We start from the raw sequence: 12,594 nt of genomic DNA on the forward strand, positions 1-12,594 counted from the left end.
AAACAGCATGTTCGCTGCCATCCACGACACATTCGGCGAGCCCGCCGAGGTTCTGACCACCCGCGAAACCGACAAGCCCGCGCCAGCCGCTGGCGAAGCGCTGCTGCGCATGGTGCTGTCGCCCATTCACAACCACGACCTTTGGACCGTGCGCGGCAACTATGGCTACAAGCCCGAACTGCCCGGTGCCATCGGCGGCTCCGAAGCGCTCGGCATCGTCGAGGCTGTGGGCGAAGGCGTTGACGAAGCGCTGATCGGCAAACGGGTCACGGCGGCCGGGTTCCACGGCGCATGGGCTGAGTATTTCACCGCCCCCGCTGCAGGCCTGCTGCCCCTGCCCGAGGCGATCTCGGACGAGGCCGGTGCGCAGTTGATCGCCATGCCGTTCAGCGCCCTGTCCCTGCTGGAGACCCTGAAGGTCGGCGAAGGCGAGTGGTTGATCCAAACCGCCGCCAACGGCGCGGTGGGCAAGATCATGGTTGGTCTGGCCAAGGCACGCGGTATCAAGCTGCTGAACCTCGTCCGCCGCGAAGGTGCCGCCGAAGAAATGCGCGATACCGGCGCGGAGAACGTGCTTTCCACCGAAGATGCGGATTGGCAGAGCAAGGCGCGCGAGTTGATCGGCAAAGACGGCGCGGTTTCGGCCATCGACTCGGTCGGCGGTGAGTTGGGCGGTCAACTGATCGAGCTTCTGGGCAAGGATGGCGAATTGATCGTCTTCGGCACGGCGACGGGCCAACCGCTTTCCATGTCCTCGGGCGAATTGATCATGAAGCACATCACCGTCAAAGGCTTCTGGGGCTCGCGTGTCAGTGGTGACATGGCGGCTGAGACGCGGGGCCGTCTGATTGGTGAGCTGGTGCAACTCGCCGCGAAGGGGCAGCTTCCCCTCGACACAGGCGGCATCTACCCGCTGGCCGAGGTGACCGAGGCGATGAAGGCCGCACTGACCACGGGCCGTGGCGGCAAGGTCATGCTGCGCCCTTGATCGGGATTTGACGACAGCGGCGGCCCTCAACGCGGGGCCGCCGCGCCATTCTTGCACCGCCCAAGATTACGACACATCCGCGAATTTCCGCCCTTTATTTGGGCAAACGCAGCGCACTGGCGGCCCTGCACCGCCTCGGCGATGACTCTCCCCCGTCTCTATGGTGATTAAAAAATCATCATACATTTCCGGGCGGAGCCATTCTCATTCTCGTCGACACCAGCATAAACAGCCCCCAAGCGACCCCGGTGCAGCCGCGCGCGATCGGTGCGGCGATGGTCTCGGCCAAGGCCGCGCGGGGTGGCTCGACACTGGGGGATTTGCGGCAATCGGGCGCGATGAAGCTGCTGTTTCCGCGCCCCGACCCCGCGATGCTGCAAGCGATCATTATCAATTCCGCAGGTGGCATCACGGGCGGCGATAGTTTTGCCATGACCGCCCGGGCAGAGGCAAAGGCCGCGCTCAGCCTCACCACGCAGGCCGCCGAACGCGCCTATCGCGCGCAACCGGGACAAGTGGCAAACCTGCGCAACACCCTCGCCGTAGACTCCGGCGCGACGCTGCATTGGCTGCCGCAAGAGACGATCCTTTATGACGGGTGCGCGCTGCGGCGACGGCTGTCGGTCGATCTGGCGCAAGATGCCTCCCTCCTGCTGGTTGAGCCGCTGGTCTTTGGCCGCGCCGCCATGGGCGAAACCCTTCGACAGGCCCATTTCCGCGACCGGATCGAGGTCAGCCGCGCGGGCCGCCCGCTGTTTCACGACGCGATGACGCTTAGCGGCGATGTCACCGCCCATCTGGCGGCCCCTCATATCGCGGCGGGCGCGGGCGCCCTCGCCACGATTATCTATGTCGCGCCCGATGCCGAAGCGCGGCTGGCCCGGCTCCGCAGCCAATTGCCCGCCAACGCCGGGGCCAGTCTGATCGGCCCTGACCTGCTGGTCGCGCGGATCCTCGGGGCAGACAGTTTCGACCTTCGACAATCGCTCGTCCCGATCTTGGGCGAACTGAGCGGTGACACCCTCCCCCGATCATGGATGACCTGACGTGCAACTGACCCCGCGAGAAAAAGACAAACTGCTGATCTCCATGGCCGCCGAGGTCGCCCGCAAGCGCCTTGCGCGGGGGGTCAAGCTGAACCATCCCGAAGCCATCGCGCTGATCACCGACACCGTGGTCGAAGGCGCACGGGACGGGCGCAGCGTGGCCGATATGATGCAGGCCGGTGCCCATGTCATCACCCGAGACGACTGTATGGAGGGGGTGGCCGAGATGATCCCCGAAGTGCAGGTCGAAGCCACTTTCCCCGACGGAACCAAATTGGTCACCGTGCACAACCCCATCAGATAAGGACATTTCATGCCGCGTTTTGCCCCCCTTCTTGCCCTGCCGCTCATATCGCTTGCCATGGCGGCCTTTGCCCATACAGCGCCTCTCCCCCATGGCCATGGCGCAGAGAGTGACGGATCGCTGGCGGTCTATATTGTCGCCGGGCTGGCCTTTGTGCTGTCGGGCCTGATCCTTGCCATGCGCCACCTGAAAACAGCAAAAGCATGATCCCCGGAGAGATCTTTCCGGCGGCGGGCCTGCTGACCCTGAATGCCGACAGCGAGGCGATCACGCTCATGGTGGCCAATACCGGTGACCGCCCGGTGCAGGTGGGCAGCCACTACCATTTCGCCGAGAGCAACCCGGCGCTTGAGTTTGACCGCGCGGCGGCACGGGGGCACCGGCTTGATATCGCAGCGGGGACCGCTGTGCGGTTCGAGCCCGGCCAACGCCGTGAGGTATCGCTGATCCCGATCCGCGGGGCGCGGCGGATCTTTGGCTTTAACAGCGCGGTGATGGGAGACCTCTGATGCCTGCACAGATCAAACGCGGTGAATATGCCGCCATGTTCGGCCCCACGGTGGGCGACCGGGTGCGGCTGGCTGACACGGACCTCATCATCGAAGTTGAGCGCGACCTGACCACCGAACGCAGCGGCCAAAACGCCCCCGCCTATGGCGAAGAGGTCAAATTCGGCGGCGGCAAGGTGATCCGCGACGGCATGGGCCAGTCGCAGGTGACCCGAGCAGGCGGGGCCGTGGACACGGTCATCACCAATGCGCTGATCGTCGACCATACCGGCATCTACAAAGCCGATGTGGGGCTGAGAGACGGGCGCATCGCCAAGATCGGCAAGGCGGGCAACCCTGACACGCAACCGGGGGTCGATGTCATCATCGGACCGGGCACCGAGGTGATCGCGGGCGAAGGGCGCATCCTGACCGCAGGCGGGTTTGACAGCCACATCCATTTCATCTGCCCGCAACAGATCGAAGACGCGCTGCATTCGGGGCTAACCACCATGCTCGGCGGCGGTACCGGCCCCGCGCATGGCACATTGGCCACCACCTGCACGCCCGGCGGCTGGCATATCGGGCGCATGATGCAGGCGGCAGATGCCTTTCCGATGAACCTCGCCTTCGCGGGGAAAGGCAACGCCTCACAGCCCGCGGCTCTGGAAGAGCAGATCAACGCGGGCGCTTGTGCGCTGAAACTGCATGAGGATTGGGGTACCACCCCGGCTGCCATCGACTGCTGCCTGAACGTCGCCGACGCGATGGATGTGCAGGTGATGATCCACACCGACACGCTGAACGAAAGCGGCTTTGTCGAACATACCGTAAAGGCCATGAAAGGCCGCACGATCCACGCATTCCACACCGAAGGCGCAGGCGGGGGCCATGCGCCGGATATCATCAAGATCTGCGGCGAAGAGCATGTGCTGCCCTCCTCGACCAACCCCACGCGGCCCTTCACGGTCAACACGCTGGAAGAGCATCTCGACATGCTCATGGTCTGTCACCACCTTGATAAATCCATCCCCGAGGACGTGGCCTTTGCCGAAAGCCGCATCCGGAGAGAGACCATCGCCGCCGAAGATATCCTGCATGACATGGGGGCCTTTTCCATCATCGCCAGCGACAGTCAGGCCATGGGCCGGGTCGGAGAAGTTTTGATCCGCACATGGCAGACCGCCGACAAGATGAAAAAGCAGCGCGGGCGGCTGGCCGAAGAGACGGGCGAGAACGACAACTTCCGCGTCCGCCGTTACATTGCGAAATACACCATCAACCCCGCCATCGCGCATGGCATCTCGACCCATATCGGCAGCATCGAAGAGGGCAAGCGCGCCGATCTGGTGCTGTGGAACCCCGCCTTTTTCGGAGTGAAGCCCGAGATGGTGCTTTTGGGGGGCAGCATCGTCTGCGCGCAAATGGGCGACCCGAACGCCTCTATCCCGACGCCACAGCCGGTCTATTCGCGACCCATGTTCGGGGCCTATGGCCGCGCGGTGGAAAACTCTGCCGTGGTCTTTGTCAGCGAAGCGGCAGAGGCGGCGGGCGTGGGCGGCAAGCTTGGCCTTGCCAAACAAACCCTCGCCGTGCGCAACACCCGCGAAATCGGCAAGCGCGATCTAAAGCTGAACGATGCGCTGCCCAAGGTCGAGGTGAACCCCGAAACCTATGAAGTCCGCGCCGACGGTGAGTTGCTGACCTGTGAACCTGCCTCTGTGCTGCCCATGGCGCAGCGCTATTTCCTGTTTTGAAGAGACCGAAATGACCCCCATCCTTTGCCAAGACATGCGCCGCGCCGAAGCGTGGTCCGATGCCAGTGACCGGGTAGAGCTGACCTATGACGGGCGTTTTCTGCGCCGCAAGGTGCTGACCACGGCGGGCGGGCTGCCGTTTCTGGTCGATCTGGCGCAGACCACCTCGCTTGATCACGGCGACGCTTTCGTTTTGGCCGACGGGCGCGTGGTTGAGGTGGTGGCCGCCGACGAAGCCCTGCTGGAAGTGACCGGCCCCGACCTGCCGCGCATCGCGTGGCACATCGGCAACCGACATACCCCCTGCCAGATCGACGCCGACCGGCTTGTGATCCAGCGCGACCATGTGATCGCCAAGATGCTTGGCCAGATTGGTGCCGCCACGCGAGAGATCACCGCCCCCTTTCGCCCCGAAGGCGGCGCCTATGGCCATGGGCGCACCCATGGGCACGACCACGGCCATGTCCATCACGCCGTTCATGATCACGACCATGCGCATGATCACGACCCCGCCCAGCACCACGACCACGCGCATGGCTGAAACCCTGCAGGCCGATGCGCTTTTGACCCTGGTGCAGATGCTCTCTCCCTCCTATCCGGTGGGGGCATTTGCCTATAGCCACGGGCTGGAATGGGCGGTGCAGGACGGGGCGGTGGCGGATCAAGATGCTTTGGCCGACTGGCTGTCCAGCGTGCTGCGGCACGGCGCGGGTCAGGCCGATGCGCTGTTTCTTGCGGCGGCCTATCGCGCGGATAACCCGGCAGAGATCGACGCGCAGGCCCGCGCCTTTGCCGCCTCTGCTGAACGGTTGAAAGAGACCGTGCTGCAAGGCGAAGCCTTTGCCCGCGCAAGTGCCGCGATCTGGCAGGTCGACCTGCCGCCGCTTTGCTATCCGGTTGCCGTAGGACGCGCGGCGCGTCTGCAAGGGCTGCCCCTGCGCCATACGCTAGAGATGTTCCTACACGCCTTTGCCGCCAATCTTGCCACCGCAGGCATGCGCCTTATCCCCTTGGGGCAGACCGAGGGGCAGATCGTCATCCGCGCGCTCGCGCCGGTCTGTCTCGAAGTTGCCGAGGCAGCGGCAGCAGGCACGCTCGACGATCTCTCCTCCACCGCCTTTCTAGGTGACATCGCCGCCATGAAACACGAAACCCAGTATTCGAGGATTTTCCGCACATGAAACGCAACAATGGCCCTTTGCGGGTCGGCATCGGCGGCCCCGTGGGCGCGGGCAAAACCACCCTGACGGCAGCGCTGTGCCGCGCCTTGCGGGATCGGCTGTCTATCGGCGTGATCACCAATGACATCTACACCCAAGAGGATGCCGAAGCGCTGATGCGGATGCAGGTGTTGCCCCAAGACCGGATCATCGGGGTCGAGACCGGCGGCTGCCCGCATACGGCGATCCGCGAAGATGCCTCGATCAACCTTGCCGCCGTGACAGAGATGGTCGCGCGCCACCCTGAGGTCGACGTGGTCTTGATCGAAAGCGGCGGCGACAATCTGTCGGCCACCTTCAGCCCTGAATTGGCGGATGTGACGCTTTATGTGATCGACGTGGCAGCGGGCGAGGAAATCCCCCGCAAAGGCGGTCCGGCGATCACGAAGTCCGACATTCTGGTGATCAACAAGACCGATCTCGCGCCCCATGTCGGGGCCTCGCTTGAGGTCATGCAGCGTGACAGCGCGCGGATGCGCCCAGACCTGCCGACGGTTTTTTGCGCATTGAAGTCCGGCAAAGGGGTCGACGCCCTGCTGGAGCATCTGGCGCAGGTGGGCGGCTTGGACCTTGCGCCTATGGCCACGGCAACCGCGGATTAGGCGGGGTAGAAAGCCGCCACCCATGGGTGGAATGCGGGCCACGGCTGCCGTCGTAGCCCCGCTGCGGCCCACCATTCCAAAGCGCGTTGAGGAGTGCCGCCCGTCCGTTAATCCGCGCCAAAAAGGTCGCGGGTAAAGACCTTGTCCGGGACATCCGCCAAATCGGGGTGATTGCGGTTTGCCACGATCACATCCGCTCGCGCCTTGAAGGCTTCCAGATCGCGGGTGACCTCCGAACCGAAGAACCGGTCCTCCTGCAACACAGGTTCATAGACGATCACTTCGATGCCCTTGGCCTTGAGCCGTTTCATGATCCCTTGGACCGAGCTTTGGCGGAAGTTGTCTGATCCCGTCTTCATCACCAGCCGGTAGATGCCCACCCGCTGCGGGCCAAGTGCCATGATCTGCTCTGACACAAAATCCTTGCGGGTGCGGTTCGCCTCGACCACGGCGTTGATCAGGTTCTGCGGCACATCCGAATAGTTCGCCAGCAACTGCTTGGAATCCTTGGGCAAACAATAGCCGCCATAGCCGAAAGATGGGTTGTTGTAATGCCCGCCGACGCGCGGGTCGAGGCAGACACCGTCGATAATCTGGCGCGTGTCTAACCCATTGGTCAGCGCATAGCTGTCCAATTCGTTAAAATACGCCACCCGCATGGCGAGGAAAGTATTGGCGAAGAGTTTGACCGCTTCCGCCTCGGAGGCACCGGTAAAGAGCATGGGAATATCATCGTCGATTGCCCCCTCGGCCAGCAGTTGCGCAAAGCGTCGCGCCCGGGGGCTGTCTTCGCCGACGACGATCCGCGAGGGGTGCAGATTGTCATAAAGCGCGCGGCCTTCGCGCAGGAATTCCGGGCTAAAGATCACTTGATCGGTGTCCAACGCGGCAGACAGCCCTGCGGTATAGCCCACCGGCACCGTGGATTTAATAACAATGGTGGCCGTTTTCGTGATCGCCAGAACATCCCGCACCACGGCCTCGACACTGGAGGTGTCGAAAACATTGGTGCGCGGGTCATAGTTCGTCGGCGTGGCGATCAGCACATAATCGGCCTCGCGGTATGCCGCCTCCGGCTCGGTGCTGGCCTTGAGGGTAAGCGGCTTTTGGGCGAGGTATTGCTCGATCTCGGGGTCGACGATCGGCGCGTGGCGCGCATTCACCTGCGCCACCCTGTCCGCGTTCAGATCCACCGCCGTCACGTCATTGTGCTGCGCCAGAAGCACCGCGTTCGACAGCCCGACATAGCCGATGCCAACAACGGCGATCTTGGTCATAGACATAAGTGTGGGCCTTTCCTGCGTGCCGATGGCGGGATGTTAGACTGCGGCTTTCGGATTGAAAAGGTGCCGCCTGACAGGGAGTTAGGGCGGATTGGTAAATGTGAACGCGGCCCGGTTCAGCAATCGGCGGCGGGGCAGCCCCCCGCGCCGTTGCGCCCCGCCCGAGCGGTGGGTTGTCAGGCTGGAAAGACTTCTTTCACACAGTCTCAGGCGACCCATAACCCGGAGAGCCCCGATGCCCGACACCTCAGAGCGCCTGTCCCTTCCCTATCTGATGCCGGCACAGGCGCAAAAACATGTGACCCACAACGAAGCGCTGCAACGGCTGGACCTTCTGGTGCAGCTTGCGGTCGAAGGTTTCGACGCCAACACGCCGCCCGCCCTGCCGCAGGCGGGGGAGGTTCGTGCCCTCGGCACCGCCCCCACGGCGGCTTGGGCGGGTCATGTCGGCGAACTGGCCGTCTGGATTGGAGAGACCTGGCAATTCACCACGCCACAGGACGGCTGGCTTGCCTTGGATAAATCCACCGGGATCCTGCGCCGATGGGTGGCAGGCGCTTGGGCCGAGGTGTCGCCCCCCGATCTGGCGCACCTGTCTGGAGTGGGGATCAACACGGCTCACGACAGCGGCAATCGCTTGGCGGTTTCTTCCCCGGCGAGCCTGTTCACCCACGAAGGCGCGGGGCATCAGGTAAAGCTCAACAAGGCCAGCGCCGCCGATACCGCGAGCCTGCTGTTCCAGACCGATTTTTCCGGACGGGCCGAGATGGGCACGGCGGGGCAGGATGATTTCGCCATCAAGGTCAGCGCCGATGGCAGCAGTTGGACCACCGCGCTGGCCTTTGACGCCGCCAGCGGCATGGCCACGGGCGCGGCGCTGACGCAGAGCGTGGATGACGCGACGGTGGGACGGCTGCTGCGCGTGGGGGATTTCGGTATCGGTGCGGATGCGGGGCCGCTTGTGGCGGACCTTGATGCGCATGCGCTTTCGGGCAGTTTCTCAGCCTATGGCGGTGCCCATGCACAGGCACCCGCCGGGGCCAATCCCTTTCCGGCGCTGGATGGGGTTTTTGGCCTGCTTTGCGGCAACAGCACCTTGGGCGGGCAAAGCGCGAACTTGTGGCAGATCGCAGTGGGGATCGACACGCCGGGTCTGGCCTTTCGCGTGCGGGCAACCGGGGCATGGGGCGCTTGGCAAGCCCTGTGGTCCGGGGCGAACACGACCGTGGATGCCAATGGTTTCATCAAAGAAGCGAGCCCGATTGTCCGGCTGTTCCACGACAGCAGCGAAGAGCCCGCGGTGCCCCTGGCGGCGCGGTTCGAACGAATTGGGCTGGGCCACTATAGATTGAGGGATGTCCCGCCGCTTGCATCCAAAGGGTGGCAGATCGAAGTGCCGCAGGATGCGAATGGCAACCGGTTGGTCTATGCCGATTGCAGCTATGACGCGGGGATGGCGGCGCTTGATGTCCGTACCCGCGAGGTGATCTGGCAGGATGGCTGGGCCGGGGGTGCGCCCTGTGACATCCCCGTGGGCCGTTGGGTTGATCTGCGGTTCGACATGCCCTGAGGCAAAGAGCCCCGGCCCGCTGACGCCACAGCGGGCCGGGCTGCAATCAGAGAATGCTGCGCAACTGCGCGACCTCATAGTTGCCCCCGCAAAGCAAAACGGCAGAGGCTTGGCCTGCGTATTTCTGCGGCTCCGCCAGATAGGCCGCCAGCGCCAAGGCGGCGGCCCCTTCGACCAACATATTCTCTTCCCACGCCAGCACCTTTAGCGCGGCGGCGATTTGCTCTTCGTCGCAATATACGATCTCGTCGATCACCGCGCTTGCCATCGGCAGGGTGAGCGACCCCTCATCGACCCCGCCCGCCACGCCATCGGCCAGCGTGTCGAGATGGTCCGTCTCGACGATCTTGCCCGCCTTGATCGACACCGCCAGAGCGCAGCTGTTGGCGGCACTCACGCCGATCACACGGGTTTGCGGCGAGAACTCTTTGATCACCGACCCCATGCCCGAGATCAGCCCGCCCCCGCCCATCGAGATAAAGACAGTGTCGATCCCTTCGATCTGGTCAAGCAGTTCCAGCGCGGCGGTGCCTTGGCCCGCGATCACCTCGGCGTCGTTGTAGGGTGAAATATAGGTATAGCCTTCGGCTTCGGCCAAGGCCTGCGCATGCCGTTCCGAAAGCGACGCATCCGACCCATGGATCACGACCTTGGTGCCAAAACCTTCGATGGTTTTGCGTTTCTTGGCGACAACCGTCTCGGGCAGCACGACGATCAATTCATGCCCCGTGGTCTGGGCGGCACGTGAACAGGCGATGCCGTGGTTGCCGGAGGATGCGGTGATGACCGGTCGATCCAGCGGCACCGTGGTCAGTTTGGCATTGGCCCCGCGCAGCTTGAACGACCCGGTGTGTTGAAAGTTCTCGGTTTTGTAGAAAAGCCGCGTGCCCTCTGCCATCGGCAGGCGCGAGGCGATCACCGGGGTGCGTGAAATCGCGCCTGCGATCTTGCGGTGAACCACGCAGGAACGCGCGGCGGATTGGGCGATCAGATCAGAGACTGGCGGCATGATAGGCTCCATCAGGTTGGCTGAGATGCGCCGCTGCGGCATGCGGGCCCGTCAGAACCGATGACCACAGCGGAGGGCGGTCATGGGTTAAGGCTGCGTGGCTGTCTGGGCCACGCTCTGCCGCGCGAGGAAGGTTGAGACACGTGCCAGCCCGGCCTGCAAGTCGGCGGTCGAATTGGCGAAACCGATGCGCAGCCAACCCTCCATATCCATGGCGCTGCCGGGGGTGAAAAGCACGCCCTCTTCCTCCAGCAACTGGGTGCAGAAATCGCGGCTGCGCAGCGGTAGGTCGTATTTCACCAGCGCCGTGGTGCCCGACTGGGGTTTCACCCATGAGATCAGCGGCTCCGCCTCGACCCAATCTGCCAAGATTTCGAGGTTCCCCCGGGTGATCCGATGCGCGCGCTCAAGGATCTGCGCGCGGCTCTCAAGCGCGAGAGCCGAGAAATACTCGTCGATCCCCCCGACGGAAATCGTGTTGTAGTCACGATGGATCATGATCTTCTCAAGCAGCGCCTGCGGCCCCGCCACCCAGCCCACGCGCAGCCCGGCCAGCGAATAGGCCTTGGACATGCCCGCCGTGCTGATGCCGCGGTCGTAGAGATCGCAGATCGAGGCGGTATAGCCATCACCCGTCTGATCGGTGCCGCGATAGACCTCATCGCAGAGCACCCAAGCCTCGCTGCCGCGCGCGATCTCGGCGATCTCTGCCAGCATCGCGCGGTCCATCAGCGCGCCGGTCGGGTTGTTGGGATTGTTGGTGGCGATCATCCGCGTGGCGGGGCGCATCATGGCGCGCAATTCGTTCAGATCGGGCAGAAACCCGTTCTCGGGGCGCAGGTGCAGCAGTTCGACCTCTGCGCCGATGCTTTCGGGGATGGAATAGTGCTGCTGGTAGGTCGGCACGATGGCGATGACATGGTCGCCGCGAGAGATCAGCGTTTGGTGTACCAAGGCATTGGCCCCGATGGTGCCATGGGTGGTCAGGATGTTCTCGCGGCTCTGGGTCTCATAAAGCCCCGCCACCGCGTCGCGCAGACGGTCCGAGCCTTCGATCGCGCCGTAGCCCATGCGCATCCCGCGCAGATCGCCCAGCACCGAATTGTCGACGCCCGCCATGTCGATCAACTCTCCCAATGTGATCGAATCGACGCAGGTCTCGGCGAGGTTGTAGCGGCAGTGGTTTTCGAACTCGTTCATCCACATTTCGACGCCGAAGGTCGCGATCTTCATGGGGTTTTCCTTTCGTATCTCAGTGGTCTGCCAGCGCGGCAAAAAGCTGGCGCAGAAAGTGGGGCGTGGCGGTTGGGGCGAGCCAGCGCATCACCGCCACGATGTCATGCTTCGGCGCGATCCAGATCGTGTGCCCACCCGCGCCCTGCGCGCTAAAGGCGGTTTCGGGCAGCTTGGGGTCAGCCTCCGCCCCGCGGTTCAGCCACCACAGGAAACCGTATTTATCCAGTGTCGGCGTGGGCGTCAGCGCTTGCGGCATCCAACCTTTGGGCAAGATCTGCGTGCCGTTCCACTGGCCGTTTTGGCAGATGAATTGGCCGAAGCGCGCGTGATCGTCGGCGCCGATGAACAGTCCGCCGCCCCAATGGCCACCGCCGGTGACCGATTGAACGCGCCTGCCCGCCATCTCGATCCACGACGTTGAATAGCCCTCCCACCGCCAGTCGTCTGAGGCACCAATCGGGTCCATGATTCGCGCGCGCAGCACCTCTGGCAGCGGGCGGCCGAACCGCATCAGCAGCGCATAGGCCAGCGCGTTCACCCGCACGTCATTGTATTCGTAATGGCTTCCCGGTGGGCCGACTTTGCGCAATTGTCCCTTGCGGCTGTTGTCTGCCCCCGGCCCGATCTGGCGGTAATGGTCGACCTGATCGTCCTTGCCGAAAATCTCGCCGCGCCATTCGCTGTTCATCTGCAACATATGCCGCCAAGTGATGCGCCCGTTGTGGTTGCCCGCAAAATGCGGCCCCGGCACGCTGTCGCCCACGGGCGCGTCGAGGTCGGTGATCAGCCCATCCTTCACCGCAAGCCCCGCCAGCACCGACAGGTAGCTCTTGGCGATGGAAAAGGTCATGTCGGTCCGCGTCGTATCGCCCCAATCGGCGACCCGCTGCCCCCGGTGCAGGATCACCCCTGCCGGGCCGCCGCGCGGCTTTACCGGGCCCACGATCTCGGTCCAAGGGCCGCTTTCGTTCCACTCGCGGTTGCCAACATAGGCCCCATCGGGGTGATACATCGAGCGGGGCCAGTCAGTCTCATGCGCCAGCGCGTGGTCGACGACGGCTTGCAGGGCGGGGGTGGCGGCGAATGTCATG

Annotated in this window: 14 protein-coding genes; 10 read left to right on the plus strand and 4 right to left on the minus strand. The window is 63.9% G+C overall.

What is annotated here, in order from left to right:
* Positions 1 to 7 precede the first annotated feature (7 nt).
* The 9 genes from A3722_RS05940 to ureG all read left to right on the plus strand — a co-directional run bounded on the left by A3722_RS05940 (position 8) and on the right by ureG (position 6,405).
* Positions 8 to 988 (plus strand): zinc-binding dehydrogenase, encoded by a 981-nt coding sequence (locus tag A3722_RS05940; RefSeq protein ID WP_067630728.1) that lies wholly within the window; start codon positions 8 to 10, stop codon positions 986 to 988.
* Between the two features lie 248 nt (positions 989 to 1,236).
* Positions 1,237 to 2,034, plus strand: coding sequence for an urease accessory protein UreD (locus A3722_RS05945; protein WP_443068638.1), 798 nt, complete (start codon positions 1,237 to 1,239; stop codon positions 2,032 to 2,034).
* 1 nt (position 2,035) lies between these two features.
* On the plus strand, positions 2,036 to 2,338 hold the full coding sequence (locus tag A3722_RS05950) for an urease subunit gamma (RefSeq protein WP_067263701.1): 303 nt from the start codon (positions 2,036 to 2,038) through the stop codon (positions 2,336 to 2,338).
* A gap of 9 nt (positions 2,339 to 2,347) precedes the next feature.
* Positions 2,348 to 2,545: a hypothetical protein gene (locus tag A3722_RS05955; protein ID WP_067630726.1), complete on the plus strand. Its 198-nt coding sequence runs from the start codon at positions 2,348 to 2,350 to the stop codon at positions 2,543 to 2,545.
* Complete coding sequence (locus tag A3722_RS05960) at positions 2,542 to 2,847, plus strand: urease subunit beta (protein ID WP_067630724.1); 306 nt, start codon at positions 2,542 to 2,544, stop codon at positions 2,845 to 2,847. The genes A3722_RS05955 and A3722_RS05960 overlap by 4 nt, the downstream gene beginning before the upstream one ends.
* Positions 2,847 to 4,583 (plus strand): urease subunit alpha, encoded by a 1,737-nt coding sequence (gene ureC, locus A3722_RS05965; RefSeq protein ID WP_067630722.1) that lies wholly within the window; start codon positions 2,847 to 2,849, stop codon positions 4,581 to 4,583. Before A3722_RS05960 ends, ureC begins: the two co-directional genes overlap by 1 nt.
* 10 nt (positions 4,584 to 4,593) lie before the next feature.
* Entirely contained in the window at positions 4,594 to 5,124 is a 531-nt protein-coding gene (gene ureE / locus A3722_RS05970; RefSeq protein ID WP_150120355.1) for an urease accessory protein UreE, read from the plus strand.
* Positions 5,117 to 5,764, plus strand: a complete 648-nt coding sequence (locus A3722_RS05975; RefSeq protein WP_067630772.1) for an urease accessory protein UreF — start codon at positions 5,117 to 5,119, stop codon at positions 5,762 to 5,764. The genes ureE and A3722_RS05975 overlap by 8 nt, the downstream gene beginning before the upstream one ends.
* Complete coding sequence (gene ureG / locus A3722_RS05980) at positions 5,761 to 6,405, plus strand: urease accessory protein UreG (RefSeq protein ID WP_067630720.1); 645 nt, start codon at positions 5,761 to 5,763, stop codon at positions 6,403 to 6,405. The genes A3722_RS05975 and ureG overlap by 4 nt, the downstream gene beginning before the upstream one ends.
* 107 nt (positions 6,406 to 6,512) lie before the next feature.
* Here ureG and A3722_RS05985 read toward each other — a convergent pair whose 3' ends face one another.
* On the minus strand, positions 6,513 to 7,688 hold the full coding sequence (locus A3722_RS05985) for a nucleotide sugar dehydrogenase (protein WP_082849368.1): 1,176 nt from the start codon (positions 7,686 to 7,688) through the stop codon (positions 6,513 to 6,515).
* A gap of 235 nt (positions 7,689 to 7,923) precedes the next feature.
* Between A3722_RS05985 and A3722_RS05990 the strand changes: the two genes are divergently transcribed.
* Entirely contained in the window at positions 7,924 to 9,258 is a 1,335-nt protein-coding gene (locus tag A3722_RS05990; protein ID WP_067630718.1) for a DUF2793 domain-containing protein, read from the plus strand.
* A gap of 46 nt (positions 9,259 to 9,304) precedes the next feature.
* On the opposite strand, the gene A3722_RS05995 is transcribed toward A3722_RS05990, so the two are convergent.
* The 3 genes from A3722_RS05995 to A3722_RS06005 all read right to left on the minus strand — a co-directional run.
* Positions 9,305 to 10,267 carry a pyridoxal-phosphate dependent enzyme gene (locus A3722_RS05995; RefSeq protein WP_067630763.1) on the minus strand — a complete coding sequence of 321 codons (963 nt, stop codon included), beginning with the start codon at positions 10,265 to 10,267 and terminating at the stop codon, positions 9,305 to 9,307.
* Between the two features lie 87 nt (positions 10,268 to 10,354).
* Positions 10,355 to 11,500, minus strand: coding sequence for an aminotransferase (locus A3722_RS06000; RefSeq protein WP_067630716.1), 1,146 nt, complete (start codon positions 11,498 to 11,500; stop codon positions 10,355 to 10,357).
* Positions 11,501 to 11,519: 19 nt separating this feature from the next.
* Positions 11,520 to 12,594: serine hydrolase domain-containing protein (locus A3722_RS06005; protein ID WP_067915993.1), on the minus strand; the 1,075-nt coding region annotated here is incomplete at its 5' end.

This window comes from Sulfitobacter sp. HI0027, from assembly GCF_001634775.1.
Lineage (GTDB): Bacteria > Pseudomonadota > Alphaproteobacteria > Rhodobacterales > Rhodobacteraceae > Sulfitobacter.